Annotated in this window: 20 protein-coding genes and 1 tRNA gene; 7 read left to right on the top strand and 14 right to left on the bottom strand. The window is 49.1% G+C overall.

The window, feature by feature from the left end; genetic code table 11:
• Positions 1 to 20: 20 nt before the first annotated feature.
• The 7 genes from BMW65_RS14650 to rsfS all read right to left on the bottom strand — a co-directional run bounded on the left by BMW65_RS14650 (position 21) and on the right by rsfS (position 9,357).
• Complete coding sequence (locus BMW65_RS14650; protein WP_090606449.1) at positions 21 to 2,399, bottom strand: S9 family peptidase; 2,379 nt, start codon at positions 2,397 to 2,399, stop codon at positions 21 to 23.
• Positions 2,400 to 2,535: 136 nt separating this feature from the next.
• Positions 2,536 to 4,203 carry a sodium/sugar symporter gene (locus BMW65_RS14645; protein WP_090606448.1) on the bottom strand — a complete coding sequence of 556 codons (1,668 nt, stop codon included), beginning with the start codon at positions 4,201 to 4,203 and terminating at the stop codon, positions 2,536 to 2,538.
• A 156-nt stretch (positions 4,204 to 4,359) separates the two neighbouring features.
• Positions 4,360 to 4,989, bottom strand: coding sequence for a rhomboid family intramembrane serine protease (locus tag BMW65_RS14640; protein WP_090606446.1), 630 nt, complete (start codon positions 4,987 to 4,989; stop codon positions 4,360 to 4,362).
• A gap of 43 nt (positions 4,990 to 5,032) precedes the next feature.
• Entirely contained in the window at positions 5,033 to 6,103 is a 1,071-nt protein-coding gene (locus BMW65_RS14635; protein WP_090606444.1) for a PA0069 family radical SAM protein, read from the bottom strand.
• Positions 6,104 to 6,147: 44 nt separating this feature from the next.
• Positions 6,148 to 6,804: a LutC/YkgG family protein gene (locus BMW65_RS14630; protein ID WP_394332221.1), complete on the bottom strand. Its 657-nt coding sequence runs from the start codon at positions 6,802 to 6,804 to the stop codon at positions 6,148 to 6,150.
• A gap of 44 nt (positions 6,805 to 6,848) precedes the next feature.
• Positions 6,849 to 8,924, bottom strand: a complete 2,076-nt coding sequence (ftsH, locus tag BMW65_RS14625; RefSeq protein ID WP_090606443.1) for an ATP-dependent zinc metalloprotease FtsH — start codon at positions 8,922 to 8,924, stop codon at positions 6,849 to 6,851.
• Positions 8,925 to 8,982: 58 nt separating this feature from the next.
• A complete protein-coding gene (gene rsfS / locus BMW65_RS14620; protein ID WP_090606441.1) occupies positions 8,983 to 9,357 on the bottom strand; it encodes a ribosome silencing factor in 375 nt (124 codons plus the stop codon).
• Positions 9,358 to 9,406: 49 nt separating this feature from the next.
• Between rsfS and BMW65_RS14615 the strand changes: the two genes are divergently transcribed.
• The 4 genes from BMW65_RS14615 (at position 9,407) to pfkA (ending at position 13,512) form a co-directional block, all read left to right on the top strand.
• Positions 9,407 to 10,177, top strand: a complete 771-nt coding sequence (locus BMW65_RS14615) for a biotin--[acetyl-CoA-carboxylase] ligase (RefSeq protein ID WP_090606440.1) — start codon at positions 9,407 to 9,409, stop codon at positions 10,175 to 10,177.
• A gap of 108 nt (positions 10,178 to 10,285) precedes the next feature.
• On the top strand, positions 10,286 to 10,735 hold the full coding sequence (locus tag BMW65_RS14610) for a protein-disulfide reductase DsbD N-terminal domain-containing protein (protein WP_090606514.1): 450 nt from the start codon (positions 10,286 to 10,288) through the stop codon (positions 10,733 to 10,735).
• Positions 10,736 to 10,818: 83 nt separating this feature from the next.
• A complete protein-coding gene (locus tag BMW65_RS14605; protein ID WP_090606438.1) occupies positions 10,819 to 12,501 on the top strand; it encodes a protein-disulfide reductase DsbD family protein in 1,683 nt (560 codons plus the stop codon).
• 30 nt (positions 12,502 to 12,531) lie between these two features.
• Complete coding sequence (gene pfkA / locus BMW65_RS14600) at positions 12,532 to 13,512, top strand: 6-phosphofructokinase (protein ID WP_090606437.1); 981 nt, start codon at positions 12,532 to 12,534, stop codon at positions 13,510 to 13,512.
• 92 nt (positions 13,513 to 13,604) lie between these two features.
• Here pfkA and BMW65_RS14595 read toward each other — a convergent pair whose 3' ends face one another.
• The 4 genes from BMW65_RS14595 to BMW65_RS14580 form a co-directional block, all read right to left on the bottom strand.
• Positions 13,605 to 14,738, bottom strand: coding sequence for a TlpA disulfide reductase family protein (locus tag BMW65_RS14595; RefSeq protein ID WP_245747651.1), 1,134 nt, complete (start codon positions 14,736 to 14,738; stop codon positions 13,605 to 13,607).
• Positions 14,739 to 14,830: 92 nt separating this feature from the next.
• On the bottom strand, positions 14,831 to 15,604 hold the full coding sequence (locus BMW65_RS14590) for a TPM domain-containing protein (RefSeq protein ID WP_090606435.1): 774 nt from the start codon (positions 15,602 to 15,604) through the stop codon (positions 14,831 to 14,833).
• Complete coding sequence (locus tag BMW65_RS14585; RefSeq protein ID WP_090606433.1) at positions 15,591 to 16,028, bottom strand: TPM domain-containing protein; 438 nt, start codon at positions 16,026 to 16,028, stop codon at positions 15,591 to 15,593. The genes BMW65_RS14590 and BMW65_RS14585 overlap by 14 nt, the downstream gene beginning before the upstream one ends.
• Positions 16,029 to 16,032: 4 nt before the next feature.
• Positions 16,033 to 16,614, bottom strand: coding sequence for a LemA family protein (locus BMW65_RS14580; protein WP_090606510.1), 582 nt, complete (start codon positions 16,612 to 16,614; stop codon positions 16,033 to 16,035).
• Positions 16,615 to 16,712: 98 nt separating this feature from the next.
• Between BMW65_RS14580 and BMW65_RS14575 the strand changes: the two genes are divergently transcribed.
• The 3 genes from BMW65_RS14575 to BMW65_RS14565 all read left to right on the top strand — a co-directional run bounded on the left by BMW65_RS14575 (position 16,713) and on the right by BMW65_RS14565 (position 19,462).
• Positions 16,713 to 18,257 (top strand): NAD(P)/FAD-dependent oxidoreductase, encoded by a 1,545-nt coding sequence (locus tag BMW65_RS14575; RefSeq protein WP_090606431.1) that lies wholly within the window; start codon positions 16,713 to 16,715, stop codon positions 18,255 to 18,257.
• Positions 18,258 to 18,437: 180 nt separating this feature from the next.
• Positions 18,438 to 18,510: transfer RNA gene (locus BMW65_RS14570), tRNA-Gly, on the top strand.
• 310 nt (positions 18,511 to 18,820) lie between these two features.
• Complete coding sequence (locus BMW65_RS14565) at positions 18,821 to 19,462, top strand: DUF6266 family protein (RefSeq protein WP_090606429.1); 642 nt, start codon at positions 18,821 to 18,823, stop codon at positions 19,460 to 19,462.
• Positions 19,463 to 19,487: 25 nt separating this feature from the next.
• On the opposite strand, the gene sufD is transcribed toward BMW65_RS14565, so the two are convergent.
• From sufD to sufB, 3 genes are read right to left on the bottom strand one after another with little or no spacing between them, the layout of a single operon-like run.
• On the bottom strand, positions 19,488 to 20,825 hold the full coding sequence (gene sufD / locus BMW65_RS14560) for a Fe-S cluster assembly protein SufD (protein ID WP_245747650.1): 1,338 nt from the start codon (positions 20,823 to 20,825) through the stop codon (positions 19,488 to 19,490).
• A 27-nt stretch (positions 20,826 to 20,852) separates the two neighbouring features.
• Positions 20,853 to 21,617, bottom strand: coding sequence for a Fe-S cluster assembly ATPase SufC (gene sufC, locus BMW65_RS14555; RefSeq protein WP_090606427.1), 765 nt, complete (start codon positions 21,615 to 21,617; stop codon positions 20,853 to 20,855).
• Positions 21,618 to 21,649: 32 nt separating this feature from the next.
• Positions 21,650 to 23,101, bottom strand: coding sequence for a Fe-S cluster assembly protein SufB (gene sufB, locus BMW65_RS14550; protein WP_090606425.1), 1,452 nt, complete (start codon positions 23,099 to 23,101; stop codon positions 21,650 to 21,652).
• Positions 23,102 to 23,148: the final 47 nt, after the last annotated feature.

The raw sequence follows: 23,148 nt of genomic DNA, 5'->3' as shown, positions 1-23,148 counted from the left end.
GCTTCGGCCTACCGTATGCTTTAGTTGTTCAGCCGCTCTTCAAATAGCTTCAAAATGCGTTTATACTCATCCGTCCAACTGCTGGGCTCCACAAATCCGTGGTCTTCTACGGGATATACAGCCAGTTCCCAGTTGTCTTTCCCCAGTTCAATGAGTCTTTGGCTCACACGCACGATGTCCTGGAAATGGACGTTCACATCGACCATGCCGTGGCACATCAGGAGATACCCCTTCAGCCCATCAGCAAAATAAATCGGCGAGGATTGCTGATAAGCAATCGGATCGTCTGCCGGCTCGTTGAGGATGTTGGCCGTGTAGCCGTGGTTGTAATGCGCCCAATCCGTCACCGAACGCAAAGCCGCACCGGCAGCAAATACGTCTGGCTCATTAAACATGGCCATCAACGTAATGAATCCCCCGTACGATCCACCATAAAGGCCGACATTCTTAGGATTCACACCGTATTTTTCAACCAAAAGCTTCACCCCATCGACATGGTCGCTCAGATCTTTACCCCCCATGTGCCGGTATATGCCCGTACGGTGGTCACGCCCATAACCGGAACTCCCCGTATAGTCGATATCCAATACGGTGTAGCCCTTATCCACCAGTAAATTATGGAACATATACTCACGGGAATATTGGCTCCACCAATAATGCACATTCTGCAAATACCCGGCCCCGTGCACAAAGACAACCGCCGGGCGGCTCGGCTTAGGGTTGGCAGGCTGGTACACCCGCGCATATACGTCGTCGCCAAACCTGTTTTTAAACGATATCACTTCGGGTTCGCGCCAAGCATAGGCCTTAAATTCTTCGGTAAGCGATTCGGTGATTTTCGTGGCCTTGGCACCCGGCTTGTTTTCCTGCAAATACAGTTCCCATGGTTTATTGGAATACGAATAGCGGATAGCCAGCCATTTTTCGTCGGGCGAGAGCACCGTTTCGCTGCCGCCATCCATATGGGTAACCTGCACAGGATCACCGCCCTGTATAGGCAAACGGTAAAAATGCGTAATGCCGGGATGTTTTTTATTAGCCGTGAAATAAAAGTACTGCTTATCAGCGGCAAGCTGGAGATCGCTCACCTCCCATTTGCCTTCGGTAAGCTGCCGTTTTTCGCCGGTACGGATATTGGCCGTATAGATGTGCGAATAGCCAGAGGCTTCGCTTTGGAAATAAATGAATGTATCATCCAACCAGCCGATGTTTCCCGTACCCCATGACCGCCCAATACCGGGGCCGGCAATCCAGGCTTCATCCCGTTGGCGATCGACCAGGTGCAACGTGCCCGTCTCGGCATCAAGTCGCATGATCCAACGATCTTTGTTATCAGCCGAGGTCACCACCACGCAGGCCGCTGTACCGGATTCATTCCAACTTACCTGCCCAATGCTAACTTGCCGATCGTTGTTTTCTCCCTGAAGCTTGGCCTTCCGATCGGGGTAGTCAGCTAAATAATCCGGCAAATCTTTGATTCCGGGTATGGTCTTCGTATCCACCTCATATACCGTATCACGCTGCTGATCATAAATGTAGGCATGAGATACAGGCAAGGCATTACCCACTTTGGTACGCCCTGGAATATCCTCGGTGTAGCCTGACTCTGTCACATAGTTGGGCACTATCGTATTCCGGTTACCTTCCGCTCGCTTGGTAAGCAGGTAGGTGAGATAACGGCCGTCCGGGCTCAGCTGCTGTGCGGATAGCATGGCATCGCCGATATCCAATGCTCGTAAGGGGTGTTCTCCGGTATTCTCCCGATCCGCAGTGCGGATGGAATCTCGCCGCTTGCGAACCTTCAGCACATCAAACAGCTCCAACTGATCGGTTTGCAACCACTTATCCTGCTCGTTGAGTTTTCCAGCCCGACCGCTGCCTCGTCGACCCATGTTGTCGCCCCGGCTGAAATGGGTCAGTTGCTCCCATTCACGGCCACTCAGCGACAAGCGAAAGAGATCGTCTCCTTGCTGAAAGATGATATACTGGCCGTCATTCGTGAAAAGCGGATTGCTCTCCCGTGATACGGTCTTGGTCAGCTGTGATTCGTTGCCCGACTTCAGTTCGCGGATATAAATATCGCCCGCGCGCTCAAAAACGATGCGGCTCCGGGACTTGTCATAGCTGTACTGCCGGATAACCCCTTGCCGCTCTGGATCACTGGCCTGCTCCGGCGTATGATTCGAAGTGGTCACGTAGTACAATGAAGCGGTCTCCGCCGCCTCGGGATTCCAAGAGAAAAAAAGCTTATTGCTGCCTACATCCCAAAAGGCTCCAGAAGGGGAAATGCCCATCCACTTGGGATCACGCATGATTTTTTCGACAGTAAGGGTGCCTTGTTGGGCATAAATCGGTAAATAGGCACCGATAAAGGCGATAGAAAGTAATTTTTTAAGCATTGGCCGTCTAATTAAGAATATTGAAGGCTAATGTACTTACTTTTCGATAGGAAAGATGTAACAATTTGGTTTGGAAATGCTCGTTGCCTGCCATACCGATGCAAAACCCCTCCGAATCGGTATGGCAGGATGTATATTACCAGAATATTGTATAGATAGCCACCAACAATCCAGCGATAAGAATGGCTCCGGCAAGAAAAGGCGGGTGCACCTTAAACATGCTACGATCGACATCCAATCCTTTGGGCACCACTCCCCGTTTATTTTCCATCACACTAATGACAAACATGCCGAAAATGCAGAACAAAAACACGATGCCCATCCGATCAAGAAACGGAATTTCATAGATACCGATGGCATTGGGCACGGCAAATCCTATGGAATAGAGCGGAGACAAATCCGCCCATTCAGGTAGGAATTTCAGAACTACCGACAAGGCAAATCCGCCAATCGTGGCAAATAACGCAGCATTGGAGGTTGCTTTTTTCCAGAAGAACCCCAGAATAAACATCGCAAAAATACCCGGTGATACAAACCCCGTATACTCTTGAATGTATTGGAACCCGCCTTTCTCAATGCCCAAGTGGGGTGCGATGATGACGGCCAATATCATGGTCACCACGATCGTAATCTTTCCCGCGTTGACCAATGTACGTTCGCTGGCTTCCTTATTGAATATTTTTTTATAAATATCCAAGGAGAAAATAGTGGCAATACTATTGGACTTGCCGGCAAGCGAAGCTACCACAGCGGCGGTCAACGCTGCGAAAGCCAAGCCTTTCAACCCTACGGGAAGCAGGTTCAGCAATACGGGATAAGCCCTATCAGGTCGTACCACACCTGCTTCCAGCATTTCTTGCTGGAAAAACCCTTCCCGGTAAAGCACCCATGCCGCTATACCCGGCAACACCACGATAACCGGCATCAACATTTTCAAAAATGCGGCAAAGAGGATACCATTGCGCGCCGTCGTCAGGTCTGCCCCCAATGCACGCTGGGTGATATACTGGTTACAGCCCCAATAGTTGAGGTTGACAATCCACATCCCGCCGATGAGCACCGACAGGCCGGGCAGGCTGATGTAATGCTCCTGTGTCTTGTCAAAGATCATGTCAAAGTGAGTAGGTGCCTTTTCATGCAACAACCCTAACCCATTGAATACGCCGACTGTACCGAAATGTTCGGAAACCATATTCAACGCCAGGTAGGTGGTAGCCAGACCGCCAAGGATGAGCACCAATACCTGGATGACATCGGTATAGCCAATTACCTTCATGCCCCCTAATGCAATGAATATGGAAAAAATAGCAATTCCATACATACAAACCGTAAAATTGATGCTCGAAATCGCGGATACTGCCAAAGCGCCGAGATAAAGGATGGACGTCAAGTTGACCACCACATAGAGCAACAACCAGAATACCGCCATAATCGTACTCACCGTCCCATTGTACCGCTGGTTCAGAAATTGCGGCATGGTATAGATCTTGTTCTTTAAGTAAACGGGAATGAAGAATATGGCAACAATAATCAACGTAGCTGCAGCCAACCACTCATAGGCCGCAATCGCTAAGCCAAGCTTAAACCCGTCGCCGCTCATGCCGATAAACTGCTCGGCCGAGATATTGGAGGCAATCAGCGATGCCCCTATGGCCCACCAGGTCAGCGATCCTTCAGCCAAAAAATAATCTTTAGTATTCAGTTCATTGGATTTCTTGCGGTAATAAATCCAAAGGCCATAGCCCGCAATAAGAATGAAGTAACATAAGAATACGATATAATCTGACGTTGCTAAGGTTTTCATTGTGCCTTGTCTAATTAAGGTTAAGTTTATAAAGTGGGCTAATGTAAATATTAATCGTAAAATATCAATACCAAGCGGTCATATTTACGTATTAATTTTGATAGCACTCCTATATAACACTACAAATGAGTTAATTAAATTAGTGTTGTTGCCACACTAAGCATCAGCAAATTGCCTGATGAAATGCTGGATAATCCCTGGATAAAAAACAATGGTGAGCACAATACCAACGATAGCCCCATAAAAATGGGCATCATGATTGATGTTGTCTCTTGCGTTTCTTGAAGCCCATACGCAATAGCCCAGAAAGAGTATGCCGAATATCCAGGCAGGCATGGGAATAAAAAAGAATACCCCCAGCATCATCTTGGGATCAAAAAGGATGAAGCTAAACAGTATCGCGCAAATAGCCCCGGAAGCACCCAGGCTATAATAAGATGAATTGTCTCGCTCTTTGAAAACCGTTCGTGCATCACTCAGTACCAGCCCGAGCACATAAATTACGGCAAACTGTACATGGCCCCAGGGGCTCAAACTGACCAATAGCCTTTCCAGGGAAAAACCGAAGAAATAAAATGTAAGCATATTAAACAGCAGGTGGCCCCAATCCCGATGGATAAGGCCGCTTGTGAGCAGCGTATACAGTTTTCTCCCCTTGCTGATGCTATAGGGATGCAGCATGAATCTCTCAAAAAGCTGATGTGCTGAAAAGGTATAAATGCTTGTGGCAATGGTAAAGGCAAAAATGATACTTGCCACAGGTGTATTAATCAAGTATTCTCTCATGCCGCGGTGTTCTTGTGCCGAAAGTAAGAAAAATTATCCACCGTCAAAACAGATCCAGCTGTTTTCCCCCTTTTGGCGCGAATAAATCCAACCGCAGGGGCGGTATGGCCGCTTGGCCCATATACCGCTTGACGCTTAGTTTGAATAACTGCCTGATGCTTTCCGCCAGCTCGCCCTCGCCGCGCATCCGCACACCCCAGCGGCTGTCATTAAGCTTGCCCCCGTGGCAAGCCGCGATGTTATGCAACACTTTCTCAGCCCTATCGGGATAAGCTTTGTGTACCCAATCAGTAAATAATTCGCCTATTGCCCCGTTTAACCGCACAATGGTATAGCCAGCACCCTGAGCACCATGACCAGCCGCCGCCTTGATGACCTCCGGCATTTCGTCGCTGTTTAGCCCAGGTACGATAGGCGCGCACATCACCATCACGGGTATGTTTGCCTCACTGAGCTTTTGGACAACCCGCAATCGTCCTTTGGCCGTCACCGTACGGGGCTCCATTTTTTGCCGGAATTCTTCATTCAATGAATTGATGGATATCGCCACGTGCACCAGCCGGAGCTTTGCCAGCTCCGACAAGATATCCATATCCCGCAGGATAAGGTTATTTTTGCTGATGATGGATACGGGATGGCGGTAAGACAGCAAGACCTGTAAAATCGCACGGGTAATTTTCAGTTTGCGCTCAATGGGTTGGTAGCAATCGGTGTTGCCAGAAAGCATAATGACCTGTGGCTTATACCCTTTGGCGTTGAACTGCCGCTCCAGCACCTCGGCTGCATTCCGCTTGACGATGATTTTGCGTTCAAAGTCCAAGCCGGCACTGTATCCCCAGTATTCGTGCGCATTCCGTGCGTAACAATAAATGCAACCATGTTCACACCCCTGGTAGGGATTTAACGAATATCCCATTGGCAAATCGGGGCTATCATTGATGCTGATGATTTTCTTGGGATGCTCATCAATCAGTTGGGTAGCCGAATTTTCCAAAAACTCTTCATCCAACCCCTCAATATGCTCGGCCACATACCGCTGCGCCGCAAACTTGTTGTGTGTATTGACCTGTGCGCCCCGTCCCTTGAAGTACTCCGAATTTTGTATGGTATCCATCCCACAAATATACTAATATTTTTAGTATATTTGTGGGGCTTTTTTTAATTTATCCGGTCTTCTAATAGGAACACATAGACTTCCTTGGGGCCATGCGCTCCGAGGACAAGGGTCTTTTCGATATCTGCTGTGCGGCTTGGTCCAGTAATGACATTAATCAAGGAAGGAAGGTTGTCGCCATACCGGCGTTGTATCAGCTGAAGGCCATCTTTGATATCCAGCACCAATTGTGAAGCGTAGGCGACCACCACGTGCAAGTGCGGGTAAATGGCCAGTCGCCGTCCGGCAGCATTCCCGTTGCTTATCAGTATGCTGCCTGAACGGGCTATAAGCGCCTCACAGGTCGTAATGCCCATTTCCGCGCTGTCAAATTCTTTTTCCGTACGATAAAAAGGAAAGCCGTACTTTTCCAGCAATCGTTGTACTGCAGGCTCCCAGGCGTACATGGCACGCAATTTTTCCCGTTCGGCCAAAACAAGCAAATTCTCGATGAAATTTAGTTCATCTTCGCAATAGACAAACTTGCCGGCAACATCCGTAAGCCGTTGTGCAAACAAGACATCAATCGGTTCTGGCTCTTCGGGGCGTAAATCGGCCTCTTCAAAATTGGGATAGGGGGCTTCTCGCTTTTGCAGCAGCGCATGCCTGACTTTCTTCAGCATACGTTCTTTGGCTGTCGTGGTCTTTACATTTTTCTGCAAGGCAAGCCCCCAATCTTTTATAAACGCGTTATTTTGCGCCGGCTTTAGCCGTTGGATGCGTCTTCTTCCGAAGGTCTGCTATCGAAAGTCCCCGAATTGTCGCCTACGCCATCATGCACCAAACCCTTCGCAACTTTGCTTTGATCGCCTTCCCCGGCTTCGCCATTGACAAATTCATCATATGTAGTCCGGTGATCAAACGGGCGTTTGCCTAATATTTCTTCCAAATCAGCTTGAAAAAGGATTTCCCTTTCGAGCAGCTTTTCCGCCAACGCGATAAGCCCGTCTTGCTTTTCAAGCAACAGCTTCTTCGTTTTTCTGTAGATATCGGCGATAAGCTTGCGTACTTCCTCGTCAATCAGTTCTGCTGTTTTCTCCGAATACGGGCGTTGGAATTGGTTTTCCTGGCTGTCGTTGAATGAAACATTGCCTACACGTGGGTTCATCCCGTATACCGCGACCATGGCATAGGATAATTTGGTAATGCGCTCCAAATCATTCTGGGCGCCGGTGGAGATTTTGCCGAACGTAATGTCTTCAGCCACACGCCCGCCCATGGTCATACACAGGCCGTCTATCAACTGCTCGGTGGTATATAGAAACTGTTCCTTGGGTAGGTATTGGGCATATCCCAATGCCGCGACGCCACGGGGCACGATGGACACCTTCACCAACGGATCGGCGTGTTCGAGAAACCAACCCGCGATAGCATGCCCGGCCTCATGGAAAGCAACGATACGTTTTTCCTCGGGTGAGATGATTTTATTTTTCTTCTCCAGCCCCCCAATCACCCGGTCTATGGCATCCTGGAAATCCTGCATATCAATGGACGTCTTATTGCGCCGGGCAGCGATAAGCGCTGCCTCATTGCACACATTCGCAATCTCTGCCCCAGCGAAGCCCGGCGTCTGGGCGGACAACTTCTTGGCATCCACCTCAGCGGCCAGTTTCAACGGTTTGAGGTGTACTTTAAAAATCTGTTCACGGCCTACCAAATCCGGCTTGTCAATGGAAATCTGACGGTCAAACCGACCAGGGCGCAGCAGGGCAGAATCCAGCACGTCGGGCCTGTTGGTCGCCGCCATGATGATGATGCCTGAATCTGTACCAAAACCATCCATCTCCACGAGCAGCTGATTTAAGGTGTTTTCCCGTTCGTCATTACCACCCATTACACTGTTTTTCCCTCTTGCGCGCCCGATGGCATCTATCTCATCAATGAAGATAATGCACGGTGCTTTATCCTTTGCCTGACGGAAAAGATCCCGCACGCGGGAAGCACCCACGCCGACGAACATCTCCACGAAATCAGAACCCGAGAGCGAGAAGAACGGTACCTGCGCTTCGCCAGCTACCGCTTTGGCCAATAAGGTCTTCCCCGTACCCGGAGAGCCTACCAACAATGCCCCCTTCGGGATCTTCCCTCCCAAATTGGTATATTTCTTCGGGTTTTTCAGGAAATCCACGATTTCCATTACCTCCTGTTTGGCTTCTTCAAGACCTGCGACATCACTGAAGGTGATAGCTACCTGGGATTCCTTGTCAAAAAGCGTGGCTTTGGATTTTCCGATATTAAAGATTTGGCCACCGGGACCGGCTCCCCCTCCACCCATGCGGCGCATAATAAATATCCAGAAAACGATGATGAGCAGCAAAGGCAGCATGATGGAAAATATCCATCCCGTCCAGGCATTCGTCCGATCTTCCAACCTTAAAGACACCCGTTCGCTCGGGTCTGTCGTTTCCTGCGCAACATTCAGCTTGCGCTCCAATGCGTCATAAGAGCCATCCGTAAAGAAATATTGCGGCCCGGTGGATGGGGTCAGCGTCAGGCTGTTTGCACTTGGCCTTACATCCCGGTACTTAGGGTCTGAAAGCCGATCTTTTTTGATAAATACCTCTACGAAAAACAATTCATTCCGCTTGTAAGCAACCAATCGCTCCACATCACCTTCTTTCAACATCGTATCTTCAAACTGTTGATAGGTAATCTGATTGGGTTTATCGTCGGTAAATATATATTGCAATGCAAAAAAGCCAAAAATCATCGCCACCCACAGCCACATGATATTGAAACGTGGCGGCTTGGGCGTCACTTTCTTGCTTGGCACTCTCTTCATTCTATCGGGTCCGTTAGGCATACCTTTCCTTCTCTTTTGTTGTTTCGTTTCTTTTGAATTACGCACTTTGATAATATTCTAATTCGGCATCGCCCCATAGGTCTTCGATGCCGTAATATTTACGTTTGTCTGTCTTAAAAATGTGTACTACTACGTCGACAAAGTCTAGCAATATCCACTCTCCATGTTCTAATCCTTCTTTGCGCCAAGGCTCTTGATTCAGCGCCTTAAACACCTCCTCTTCGACACTTTTGGCCAATGCATTGACTTGGGTAGATGAATCTGCGTGGCAAATTACAAAATAATCTGATACAGAACTATGGATGTTTCTCAAATCAAGCCGCACAATCTCATTCCCCTTCTTCTCTTGCAAACCGTGGATGACTACCTCCGATAAGCGAGCTGATATGGCTGATTTTTTGTTTTTTATCATTAAAAATAATTATAGTTTTGGGCAATATTACCCTTAAATTTAATTCGTATTGCAAAGTAACACATTTTCAGGATTATTTGATGGACAAAATGTTATTACGTTACAGCGGACACCCTCCACAAACGAATTCCTGAGAAAAGTACTGACAAAATCCACGCCACTTGCCGAGGGAACTGTAATAATGGCAGTCGATCAATATGCTGGCAGAGGGCAAAAGGGTGCCGTGTGGCAAAGCGAGCCCGGTAAAAACCTCACCTTCAGCCTATTGCTATTGCCTTCATTCCTCGATCCGAAGGATCAATTCAGCCTTACTGCTGCCATGAGCTTAGCCGTTGCGAAGTGGCTAAGTGCAATGTTAAAGGTACCCGCAAAGATAAAATGGCCCAACGATATCTATATCGGCAATAAAAAAATCGGCGGTATCCTCATCGAAAACATCCTCAAAGGAAAAACCTGGAAATCCGCCATCGTCGGGATTGGCATCAACGTAAACCAGACGACGTTTCCCGACACTATCCGGGACCATGCCACATCCATCAAACAAATTTTACATCGTGATAGCAAGATACCCGAATTATTAGCCGAACTTTGCAGCTATATTGAGCGGGAATATATTGTGCTAAAAAGCGGCGATTTCAAGGCGCTATTGGCCGATTACAAACAACGCCTCTATCGGCTGGGTGAGTTGCATGTTTTTCTCGTAGACGACGTGGAAGTAACCGGCATGCTGACAGGGGTCACCGAGACGGGCCGGTTGCAGATCGATTTCAATGGCCATATGGTCGACTTCGATATCAAGGAAATCGCTTTTGTCATTTGAGCAAGAATGGTTAGCTTTGCAGCGCAAACACCGGGCGTAACAGACAATTAAACCTCCATATAGTTTAAAGGTCTTATCTTGTAAACGATATAACAAATGAATAATATCATGAAAAAAGTGTTGTTGGCAATAACGGTTTTATTTATCACGGCAACGAGCATTTCCGCGCAAATTCTGGAGCCCGTGAAATGGCAGTTCGGTGCCAAGAAGGTCAACGAGAATGAAGCCGTGGTTTTTATGAAGGCGGTAATCGACAATGGTTGGCATATCTACTCCCAAAATATCGAAGAGGGAGGCCCCATAAAAACTTCTTTTTCCTTTGTTCCGTCAACGGATTATACGTTGGTTGGCCAACCGGCCGAGCCGAAGCCGAAAACCAAACATGAAGAAGTCTTTGGCATGGATGTGTCCTATTTCGAAAAAGAAGTGGTTTTCCAGCAAAAAATCAAGCTGAAAAAAGGCGCAACCACCGTCAAAGGGACTGTTGAATTCATGGCTTGTGACGCCACTCAATGTCTTCCGCCGGACGAAATGGAATTTACGGTAGCCGTAAAATAAACTGCGTCAAAAAGAAATTAGTAAAAGGCAGTAAACTGCCTTTTTTATTTTATGTTTGCAACCCGTTTTAACGTATACTACTCATGAAACGTGTCTTTCTTGCTTTGCTTTTCCTGCTCGGCATTACCCATATAGTCACATCACACACCGTTGCCCAAGATACGTTGATTAGCTTTGACGACGTCGAATTTACTGACGGCGAAGACACTACGGAGTCTACTTATATGGAAGTGCCTGATGATGTTGCATTCACGGACGGACAGGATACGACAGCCCATGCAACGGCTTCAACGGCCGATGCGAATAACGCGGCAGGCGATGAAAACCCGCAAACCCTCTGGGGCATCTTCATTGCCGGCATCATCGGCGGGTTTGCTGCTTTTCTCATGCCCTGCATTTATCCCATGGTGCCTCTTACGGTTTCATTCTTCACCAAACAAAGCGGCACAAGGACCAAGGGCATCGTCAATGCGTTGTTATACGGTCTTTTCATCATCGTCATCTACGTGGCGTTGGGGATGCTCGTCACACTCCTTTTTGGGGCATCTGCGCTAAATGAAGCGGCGAGCAGCGCGTGGTTCAACCTGCTGTTTTTTATCATTATCGTTATTTTTGCCATTTCATTCCTGGGCGCATTTGAAATCACGTTGCCCTCGCGTTTTGTCAACAAGATGGATGAGAAATCCAATAGGGGAGGCCTACTGGGACTGTTTTTCATGGCCTTTACCTTAGCATTGGTTTCATTTTCTTGCACAGGTCCTATCATTGGTTATTTATTGGTGGAAGCCGTATCAAAAGGTGCTTTGCTGGGGCCCGCCATGGGGATGCTGGGTTTTTCCGTCGCATTGGCCATCCCTTTTATGTTGTTTGCCTTTTTTCCATCCCTCCTGAAGGAAATGCCCAAATCCGGTGGCTGGCTCAATACCGTAAAGGTGTCTCTCGGTTTCCTCGAACTAGCCCTGGCATTTAAGTTTTTGTCCAACGTAGACCTTGCTTACCACTGGCGAATCCTGGATAGGGAAGTCTTCTTGTCCATCTGGATTGTCATCTTTGGGCTGTTTGGATTATACCTATTGGGGAAGCTAAAATTCTCGCATGACAGCGATGTGCCTTTCATTTCCATTCCTCGTCTATTTTTTGCCATTGCTATACTTTCCTTTACCGTGTACATGGTCCCGGGTTTGTGGGGGGCACCACTCAAAGCGCTCAGCGCCTGGCTGCCGCCTTCGCCCACGCAAGATTTCAACCTGCACCAAGCTGGCCTCGTAGGTGCCACGCCTCAAGCAAGCGCCGGAATTGTCAAAAAATACGGTGATATCTTTCATGCGCCGCATGGCATTGACGCTTTTTATGACTATGAGCAGGCGCTTGAATATTCCAAGCAGGTAGGCAAGCCCGTGCTGCTCGACTTTACCGGCTGGAGTTGTGTCAACTGCCGAAAAATGGAAGAATCGGTATGGCCCGATCCACAGGTGTTGAAGCTGCTGAAAGAAGCATATATCCTCGCTTCGCTGTACGTGGACGACCGCACCAAGCTGGAGCCCCATGAGCAATACGTTTCTGGTTTCAGCGGCAAGCAAATCAACACCGTCGGCCGCAAATGGTCAGACCTTCAACAATCCCGTTTTGGCGTGAATGCACAACCTTACTATGTCATCGTAGATAGTGAGGGCAACCAACTGGTCCCGGCGCAGGCATATAAGGAAGACATTCCGAACTACCTCAACTTCTTAAACAGTGGGCTGGAAGCGTTCAAGCGCCCTTAACAACGCAAAACAAAAACCTATATAGTACCAATGAGCAACAACATCAAAAACATCGCAGTATTTACCTCCGGAGGAGATGCGCCGGGCATGAATGCTGCTATACGTGCAGTGGTTCGCACTGGATTGTATTACAACCTCAATGTCTTCGGAATTGGGCGCGGCTATGACGGCATGGTGCATGGGGATATTTTTCCCATGGATGCCAAATCCGTTGCCAACATTATCCAGCGTGGCGGCACCATCCTGAAGACCGCGCGCAGTGATGAGTTTCGTACCGTGGAAGGGCGCCAGCAGGCGTTTGAAAACCTGCAGCAACACGGTATAGACGGATTAGTAGCTATCGGTGGCGATGGCACATTCACCGGTGCCGCCAAGTTTATCGAAGAACACGATATTCCCGTCATTGGCCTGCCCGGAACGATTGACAACGACTTGGCTGGAACGGATTTTACCATCGGCTATGACACGGCCATCAACACGGTCATCGAGGCCGTAGATAAGATCCGTGATACAGCCGAATCCCATGATCGGGTATTTGTGGTGGAAGTGATGGGTCGTGACTCCGGGCTGATTGCCCTACGTACGGGCATCAGCGTAGGGGCGGAATGTGTGCTCATCCCGGAAATTAAGGTAGACTACGAAGTGATGATGGATAGGCTGGACAGGACACGTAAAAACAAAGCTTCGCGGGTGATCATCGTGGCCGAAGGTGATGAAGTTGGCGGCGCTTTTGCCGTTGCTGAACGCGTCAAAGAACGCTTTCCGCACTACGATCTACGGGTGTCGATCCTCGGGCATATCCAGCGGGGCGGCAGCCCATCGTGCATGGATCGGGTATTGGCCAGCCGCCTTGGCGTAGCCGCCGTAGAAGCTTTGCTGGGAGGCCAGCGTGGCGAAATGGCAGGCTTGGTGCACGGCCAGGTTACCTTTACCCCCTTCAGCAAGGCAATTAAACACATCGGGACCATCAACGACAACTTGCTTCGGATAGTGGATATCCTGTCTTTATAACAAACACCGATGCGCTGGCATGATAACGAAAGGGCTTCCCTAATACATAGGAAAGCCCTTTCGTATACTTATCGAAACGCGACCGGCAGCGGTCAGTTCAGTAATTCCGCTAACTTAGCATGCAATTCCTCGCCACGGAGATCCTTGCCTACAATCTTACCCTCCGGGTCGAGCAGGAAATTTGCCGGGATGCCCTGGATGGCATACAGATCAACAACCCCAGACTGCCACCACTTCAGCTCAGATACGTGCGGCCAGTCCTGCAAGCCATCGTCGTGAATCGCTTTCAGCCAGGCGTCCTTCTGCCCTGGCCGATCGAGTGACACGCCAAATACCGTAAAGTTCTTGTCTTTGAAGGCGTGGTATGCGGCCACCACATTGGGGTTTTCATGCCTGCAAGGAGTGCACCAGCTCGCCCAAAAATCGATTAACACGTATTTACCCCGCAAAGCGGACAGCGCTACAGGGTTCCCAAGCGTGTCGGGCTGCGTAAAATCGGGTGCCACGGCACCAATACCCACCCGCTTAAGGTTTTCCAGCTGTTCGGCAATGGCTTTGCCTTTGTCTGAATTTTTCAATGCCGCCGACAAACCATTGAATGCCGGCTCAATAACTTCCTGCACGGGCTCGGAATCCACATAAGGAAAGAGCAGATCCAGACTCACGATGCTCGCCGGATAGTCGTGGATGTACTTGAAATCAATGGCTTTCTGTTCTTCCTGGATGCCCATTGCCTCCATTTGCAACGTTTGTACAAAAGCAGGATCTTGCTTTTGCTCATCGGATGCCTCGGCATACCTGCCCATCAGGTCACCCATTTTTGCTTGCATGGGAGCGACGTGCTCCCGGTAAACGAGGAAATCTTTGTTAATGGTACCGCCTTTTATGGATGCATTGCGCAGCGAGTCTGCTGCAGTGATGCTAATGGCACCCTTTTCCAGATAGAGCTCTACCCTGTCCGGATCTTCCATCTCACGGATATTGCCCCCGTCGTGGGCCAGCAACACCAATGCCCGCGACGGCTCGTCCACACTACCGTGAAATTTGAACGTTCCGTCGGAAATATCAGCTGAGTCCAGCACGGATCCGTTACCCGTCCGGTAACTCAAGTAAGCCTTTGCAGGTGCATTTAAACTGCCAACTTTGGCTGTAATGGTAAAATCATCTTGTGCCAACCCCACAGCAGGCAATGCCGTTATTGCCATCAAAACCAACTTTTTCATCATATGTGTTTCTTTTTCTATTGCATTTTATATGCGATAAGAGCAAAGATGCCATATTTTTATGTAAACCCGGTCTCTATAAACATAATTTTACTTTACCACCTTCCACTGGCACCGCCGCCGCCGAACCCGCCACCACCAAAACCGCCAAAGCCGCCGCCACCGAAGCCGCCACCAAAACCTCCACGACCGCTTCCTCCACGACCCATACCACTCAGGAGCGTCCACCAAAGCAGATCCGAAGCACCGCGGCCACCGATGACTTTGCCGCCACCACGGCCACCGCCTCGGCTAAACAGGGCTATCAAAATAATAGCGATGATAAACACGAGCAAAATGGCCCCGAAACCACCACCACGCCCCTCCTTCTTTGGCGGAGCTGTGTATTCACCTTTCGTGTATGCGATAAGGGCATCCGTAGCGTCATTAATCCCGGTGAAATAATCACCCTGCCGGAAGGCAGGTTTGATCTCGTTTTCGATGATCCGGTAGGCGATGGCATCAGGTACTGCACCTTCCACGCCATATCCTGTCTGGATGGTCACTGCCCGATCACCCAAGGCCACCAACAGCAAGATGCCATTATCGTGTTCCTTGCCCCCAATGCCCCAACGCTGGGCCAGCTGCACGCCATAATCGGCGATATCATACTGTCCCGTTGATTGCATCACCACCACGGCTATTTGCGTGGATGTGCTATCATCAAAAGCCACCAACTTATGTTCGAGCTGCTGCACCTCCGAAGCGGTCAACGTATTGGTATAATCGTTCACCAGCTTATCCGGTGTGGGGGGGAAGTCCTGCGCGATCACGCCACTCACACCCAGCAAAAAGAGGATTATTATCGAAAAAATTCTAGTCTTTACCATTACCAAAGGCTATATCATTAGGCAACTCATTTACATCATCCTCCAGTCGCGGGAAAAAGCGTTGCAATTGCTCTCCTGCATGCACAATCCCCTCAATAAGTCCCTGCACCAAGTCTCCTTGCTTAAAGTGCCGTACCATGAGTTCTTTGGTTTCTTCCCAAAAATCCGAGGGCACCTTGGTGTTGATTCCACTATCGCCGATAATAGCAAACTGGTGGTCTTCCGTTGCGATGTATAACAATACGCCATTATGCTGCGCAGTTTGCTCCATGCCCAGCCGATGGAAATACACCAAGGCCCGATCCAATGGTTCGGTAGGGCAATGAGGCTCTGCCGCCAGGCGGATTTCGCCAGACGTACGGGCCTCGGCCAGTTGGATGGCATGGACAATTTTTTCCTGTTGTTCCGCTGTGAATTGTTCCATAAACCTAAAACTGCACGTCAGGGGCTTGATTAGCACCGGCCTCTGCGGTAAAATAGCCCTTTTGCTTAAAACCGAACATGCCTGCCGTAAGGTTGTTGGGGAAACGCCTCACCGACGAATTGTACTCCTGCGTGGCTTCATTGAATGCCCGGCGCTCGGTACTGATGCGGTTTTCCGTGCCTTCCAATTGCGCTTGCAGTTCAAGGAAATTTTGGTTGGCTTTCAACTCGGGATAACGCTCCACACTGACCAACAGCCGGCCCAACGATTGCGACAACGCATCTTGCGACTGCTGGAATTGCTGGATGGCCTCGGGCGTCAAGTTTTCGGGATCAATGGTTACAGAAGTGGCTTTCGCCCGGGCTTCGATAACCTGCGTAAGGGTCTCCTGCTCGAAATTGGCGGCTCCCTTCACAGTATTGACCAAGTTGGGAATAAGATCTGCACGCCGTTGGTAAGCGTTTTCCACCTGTGCCCATTTGCCTTTTACGTTTTCCTCCAAATTCACCAAGGTGTTATACCCGCATGAACTGAACGAAAGGGCTATGAATACACCTACCATTGCAACGAATAACCTGCTTTTCATGTTGACTGAATTTAAATTCATATTGCTACTAATATAACACTTTGATGGCAAAATTCATACCTTTGTTACACTTCGGGATAAAAACCCGACATCATTTCATGCAACAGGAAATCGAACTGACCATTCTACCGGAAAAAATCGCGGATCAGGTGCATATCATGCAAACGGGTGCCGCGCAATTAAGGATTGCCCCGTCGCGGGTTAAGGGCCTGAAAATACGAAAACGCTCCATTGATGCCCGTGGCAAACAGGTGGTCTTCCGCATCCGTGTAATCTTCTACATCGACGAAATCCCCATTCCCGAGGTCCTACATCATGAATATGCCAATGTAGCAGGCGCTCAACCGGTGATTATCATTGGTGCTGGCCCCGCTGGTCTGTTTGCCGCCCTGCGCTGCCTGGAAAACAAGATGCGGCCCATCATCATTGAGCGAGGAAAAAATGTGCAAGAGCGCCGTCGGGATTTGGCTGCACTGAATAAAGAGGGGGTTGTCAATCCCGACTCTAACTATTGCTTCGGCGAAGGCGGAGCGGGCACCTATTCAGATGGCAAGCTCTATACGCGATCCAATAAGCGGGGGGACGTACAGCGGGTATTGCAGCTTCTTGTAGCCCACGGCGCCACGGAAGACATCTTGGTGGATGCGCGCCCCCATATTGGCACCAATAAGTTGCCGCACATCATCCAAGCGATACGCCACACCATCCTCAACCAGGGCGGGGAGATTCATTTCAATAGCAGGGTAGTGGATATCGTAGCGCAATTCGGCCGTGTAAAGGGCGTAAAGCTAGCCTCCGGCGAGCATATCACCGCCGATCATGTCATCTTAGCCACAGGGCATTCCGCACGCGATATGTTTGAGCTCTTCCATCGAAAGCATTGGCTAGCCGAGCCCAAACCGTTTGCCCTTGGTGTACGCATCGAGCACCCGCAGCACATCATTGACCAGGCACAATACCACTGCGCGGTGCGGAGTGAGCACCTTCCCCCAGCGTACTACAGCCTCGTTGAGCAGGTGGACGGTCGGGGAGTCTTCTCCTTCTGCATGTGTCCTGGGGGCATCATTGCTCCCTGCGCCACGGATAAGGGTGAGATTGTCGTCAACGGTTGGTCACCCTCCAAACGCAATAACCCTTACGCCAATTCAGGCACCGTAGTGCAGGTCAACCTCGAAGATGTCCCACAGGCTGTTCGTTATCCGTTTGCGCTGCTGGATTTCCAGCATGAGGTAGAAGAAAGGGCCTACGTGGTGGGCGGCGGCAAGTTGGTTGCTCCGGCCCAGCGGATGGTCGATTTTGTACAAGGCAAGCTGTCCGATACATTGCCCATCAATTCGTACAAGCCGGGCACCAAGAGCGCCTTACTCTCCGAAGTGCTTCCCTCTTTTGTGCATGACGCCCTGCGGAAAGCGCTCCCTGTATTTGGCCAAAAAATGAAAGGTTACTACACTAATGAAGCCATCTTGGTGGGGGTAGAGTCCCGTACATCGTCACCTATACGTATCCCACGGGATAAAGACACCTTGCAACATCCGCAAGTCAAGGGGCTGTATCCTTGCGGCGAGGGTGCGGGGTATGCGGGCGGCATCGTGTCCGCTGCAATTGACGGGATGAATTGCGTCGATCGGATAATATTTCAATAAAGGCGGGGGTGCTATTTATCGGCAAGCTGTACGAAAGTCATCTGAATTTGCGTTCCCCGATGTTGAATAGGCCACTTCCGCTCATTCCGTCAGTAAAAAGTTATTAACTCAATAACAGGAATAAATATAAAAAAATCGCTTTGATATTTCCAACGGATAGCATTAAATTTGCCGTATCAAGCGAAAGTAGCTCAGTTGGTAGAGCATCAGCTTCCCAAGCTGAGGGTCGCGAGTTCGAACCTCGTCTTTCGCTCTTTTTCCTCCTCTTTCTCTGGCAGATAGCGCTGACTAACATGACGACGACGCTTTCCAATCATCTTCGTGCAGTTGCGTTCATCAAAAGTAACATCGCAGCAAAGCCCCCTTATAAAATAGGCTAAAAAAGCCTTAAAATTATCATATTATATTAGGGATTTTATAGGGGTTTTATAGGGGATTTTTAGGTATTTATTACGGTAATATTCTTTATAAATACTTAAAGATTACGATTTGCATTATCTATGAATTTTGTTTTATTGTAAGCAATTTTTAGATTTGTTTAAAATCTTTTAATAGCTCCACTTATGGCAACATTCAAAAACGGTGCAAACGGAAGCTTTAGCGGGAAAGTCGGCAGTGTGGTCGGCTATCAATGGCGAGGCATTAACGTGATGCGCTCGCTTCCCAAAAAATCCACGAAGCCGCGCAGTGAAAAGCAACTGGCAAACGAAATGCGTATGAAGCTGGCGATGTCTTTTCTTTCACCAATTACCGAGGTCATCCGCGCCGGTTTCCAGCAGGCGGCCGATGGGCTCCCTATGACGCCGTTCAACATGGCCTTGTCATACCATAAGAAGAATGCCATCGGGGGAGTTTATCCTGAATTGTATTTCGATTACGGCCACGCTAAAATCAGCACCGGATCCCTGACTCCTGCTGAATCACTCATTGCCGAATGGACCGATGAAGGGCTGTCCATTTCATGGGATACTTCTTCGAAAGATAGACTTTTGAATGACCAGAATACGATTATCGTATTGCACCTTGTGGGCACCAATAATTGGGATGTCCGTACCTCCGGTATCATACGGGGCGTGGGGCATTACCTTTTTCCCTTACCGCCAAAGTTTATAGGGACGGAAGTCCACATATACGTAGCGTTCAATGAGACCCTGTCCGGCGTAATGTCCGAGAGCCGATACGTGCATGTACGCGCAACCGGCTAATTTCTTTCAGCAGCATACAATTAGATTATCCCGCTTTCAATCCCTGCTCCACGAGATGCTCCACGTACTCACGCACGATCGCATTGGCAAAACGGCTGGTCACATCAAAGGCAAAAGCATGAACCAATAAGACACGCGCCTGTGCTTCACTGATGCCCCTAGCCTGAAGGTAAAACAACGCCTCGTTATCAAATTGTCCAATGGTACAGCCGTGGCTACACTTTACGTCGTCAGCGAAAATCTCCAACTGAGGCTTGGTATACACGGCAGACTTCTCGCCGATGAGCATGTTGTTGTTTTGCTGGAATGCATTGGTCTTCTGTGCATCCGGGCGCACGAATATTTTTCCATTGAACACCGCCGTGGACGTATCCTGTGTGATATTTTTATACCACTCATAGCTTTCGCAATGCGGTTTGCGGTGATCCACGATGGTGTGGTTGTCTACCAACTGGTTGTCTGCCGTAAGCGTCACGCCATATAGATGACTTTCCACCTCACTGTCGCCCAACCGCACATTGATGTTGTTACGGATGAATGCCGCTCCCGGGAAGGAACAGTTGTAGTTATTATAAAGGCTGTGCTTTTCTTGATAAACCTCCGTATGGTTGAGGTAGTTACCTTGTGACCCGGCAACCTGCAGGTAATAATGCTGCAATTTGGCATTTTCACGCACCACGATTTCGCTCACCGTATTGTTGAGGCTATGCGCCGCGCCCTCATTCGTAATGAACGATTCGATGATTTCGGCTTCAGCAAATGTGCTCATCACATACAGGTTGCGCACTTGTGTAAACGAGGGTTTGGAGGCAGAAGCCACATGAATGACATGTACGGGTTTTTGCAGCTGGCAATTTTTGCCCACCTCGATAAATAGCCCGGAAGTGAACAAGGCGGTGTTGAGCGCTACAAACGGATTATCCGTCTTATCCGCATATTCCGAAAAATATTTGGCAAAACAAAGGCGCTCGAACGCTTGGTCGATGGGCATGACGGACAGGCCGGGGATATCCTTTGCCGTAGACAAGTCCGCATTGTACTTGCCGTCTACCATGACCACGCGGTAAGCATCCAACCCTGGAATGATTGCCTTATCAATGGCAATAGCTGCGGAAAGCGTTTCCGTATCCAAGGCATAGTGCTGGCGGTTGACGAGTGGCTGTACATTGGTATACTTCCAATCTTCCTGCTTCACCGTAGGGAATCCCGTACTTTTGAAGCGTTCAAAGGCTTGCTTACGGATTTCGTCCAGCGAATGGGGCTCAGATGAAGGTAGGTTGCCACCATACGTTTTAATCAATTGTGTATATAATGAATCGCTTACTTGTGTAATCATGATATCTGTAGCCACTTCATCCAACATAACCGCTCCTTCCTAAATAAAAATTAATCAAACGGCTCCTTCAGCGTCAACCGTTTCTTTTATCCAATCGTATCCTTTTTCTTCCAGCTCCAATGCGAGCTCCTTGGTGCCCGACCGCACAATCCGGCCGTTGTAGAGCACATGCACGAAATCCGGCACGATATAATCCAATAGCCGCTGGTAGTGGGTGATGACGATGAATGCGTTGTCTTTGGAACGCAGCTGGTTTACGCCCCTTGCGACGATACGCAAGGCATCGATATCCAATCCCGAGTCGGTTTCATCCAGGATAGCCAATTTCGGTTCGAGCATGGCCAGCTGGAAAATCTCATTGCGCTTCTTTTCGCCTCCTGAAAATCCTTCATTCAACGAACGGTTTGCCAGCTTAGCGTCAAACTCTACCAGTTTCTGCCTTTCTTTTACCTTATTCAGAAATTCCTTGGCTTCCAACGGCGGCAACCCCTTGTAGGCCCTCACTTCGTTGAGCGCCGTTTTCAGGAAGTTGATGTTTGAAACACCCGGTATTTCCACCGGATACTGGAACGCCAGGAATACGCCTTCGCGCGCACGATCCTCCGGTGAAAGCTCCAATAGATCTTTGCCATCCAACAGGACTTCGCCTGCCGTGACTTCATAGGCTTCTCTTCCGGCCAATACATTTCCCAAGGTGCTCTTACCCGAACCATTCGGCCCCATGATGGCATGCACCTCGCCGGCTTTCACTTCGAGGTCCAGCCCTTTTAATATTTGCTTAGCTTCTACTGATGCGTGTAAATTCCTTATACTTAACATGGTTGTTTTATTCGCTCTCTTTATAATAATCCTTATCCCACACTACCTTCGAGGGATATGGCCAATAATTTTTGTGCCTCCACGGCAAATTCCATGGGTAATTGGTTCAATACTTCCTTGGCATACCCATTGACGATCAGCCCAACTGCCTTTTCCGGGTCGATACCCCGCTGTGTCAGGTAAAACAACTGGTCTTCGCCGATTTTTGATGTGGTGGCCTCATGTTCCAACTTCGCGGTCTTATTCCGGCTTTCGATATAAGGGAAGGTATGGGCACCGCACCGATCGCCAATGAGCAAGGAATCACATTGTGTGAAATTACGTGAATTTTCAGCTCCGGGGCCAATCTTTACCAACCCGCGGTAACTGTTGTGGCTCAGGCCCGCAGAGATACCCTTGGAGACAATTTTGCTCCGGGTATTTTTGCCCAGGTGAATCATCTTTGTACCGGTATCGGCCAGTTGCTTATTGCGCGTAAGGGCAACCGAATAAAATTCGCCTACGGAGTGATCCCCTTTGAGGATTACTCCCGGATATTTCCATGTAATGGCAGAGCCGGTCTCTACCTGTGTCCAGGATATCTTACTGTTATCGCCCTTACACATCCCCCGTTTGGTCACGAAGTTGTATATCCCTCCTTTGCCATCCTTATCTCCGGGATACCAGTTTTGCACCGTAGAGTACTTGATTTCGGCATCTTTGAGGGCGATCAATTCTACCACGGCGGCGTGCAGCTGGTTTTCATCACGCATGGGCGCCGTGCACCCTTCGAGGTAGCTGACATAGGCTTCCTCGTCGGCAATGATCAACGTGCGCTCAAATTGACCCGTGTTTTCCGCATTGATGCGGAAATAAGTGGATAACTCCATCGGGCACCGTACCCCTTTCGGGATATACACAAACGACCCATCGGAAAACACCGCTGAATTAAGCGCGGCATAAATATTGTCTGTCTGCGGCACCACCGAACCCAAATATTGCTTCACCAGCTCAGGATGCTCCTGCACAGCCTCCCCGAAGGAACAGAAGATAACTCCTTGTTCTTTCAATTTTTCACGGAACGTGGTTTTGACCGAAACACTGTCAAATACCGCATCCACAGCAACCACGCCAGCTAATATTTTTTGCTCATCCAATGGAATACCCAACTTCGCAAACGTGGAAAGCAATTCCGGATCAACTTCGTCCATGCTGTCCAGCTTGGGTTTCGTCTTGGGAGCGGCATAATAGGAAATGTCCTGAAAGTCCACATCGGGATGCTCGAAATTCTGCCAGGTGGGCATCTGCATCTGCTGGAAATGCCGCAATGCTTTCAGTCGCCATTCCAGCAACCATTCGGGTTCATTTTTTTTGGCGGAGATCAACCTTACGGTATCTTCGGAAAGCCCTTTGGGGGCAATGTCCATTTCAATATCCGTCGTAAATCCGTATTTATATTCTTCGAGCGCGAGCTCTTTCAGCAATTCGTCATCTTTCGTACTCATAGCGCACCTTGTCAGCTTTTTCGATTGGCAAAGTTACGAATTTAACT

It is taken from the genome of Parapedobacter koreensis (genome assembly GCF_900109365.1).
Classification (GTDB): Bacteria; Bacteroidota; Bacteroidia; order Sphingobacteriales; family Sphingobacteriaceae; genus Parapedobacter; species Parapedobacter koreensis.
This window is presented reverse-complemented; position numbering and strand designations above follow the sequence as displayed.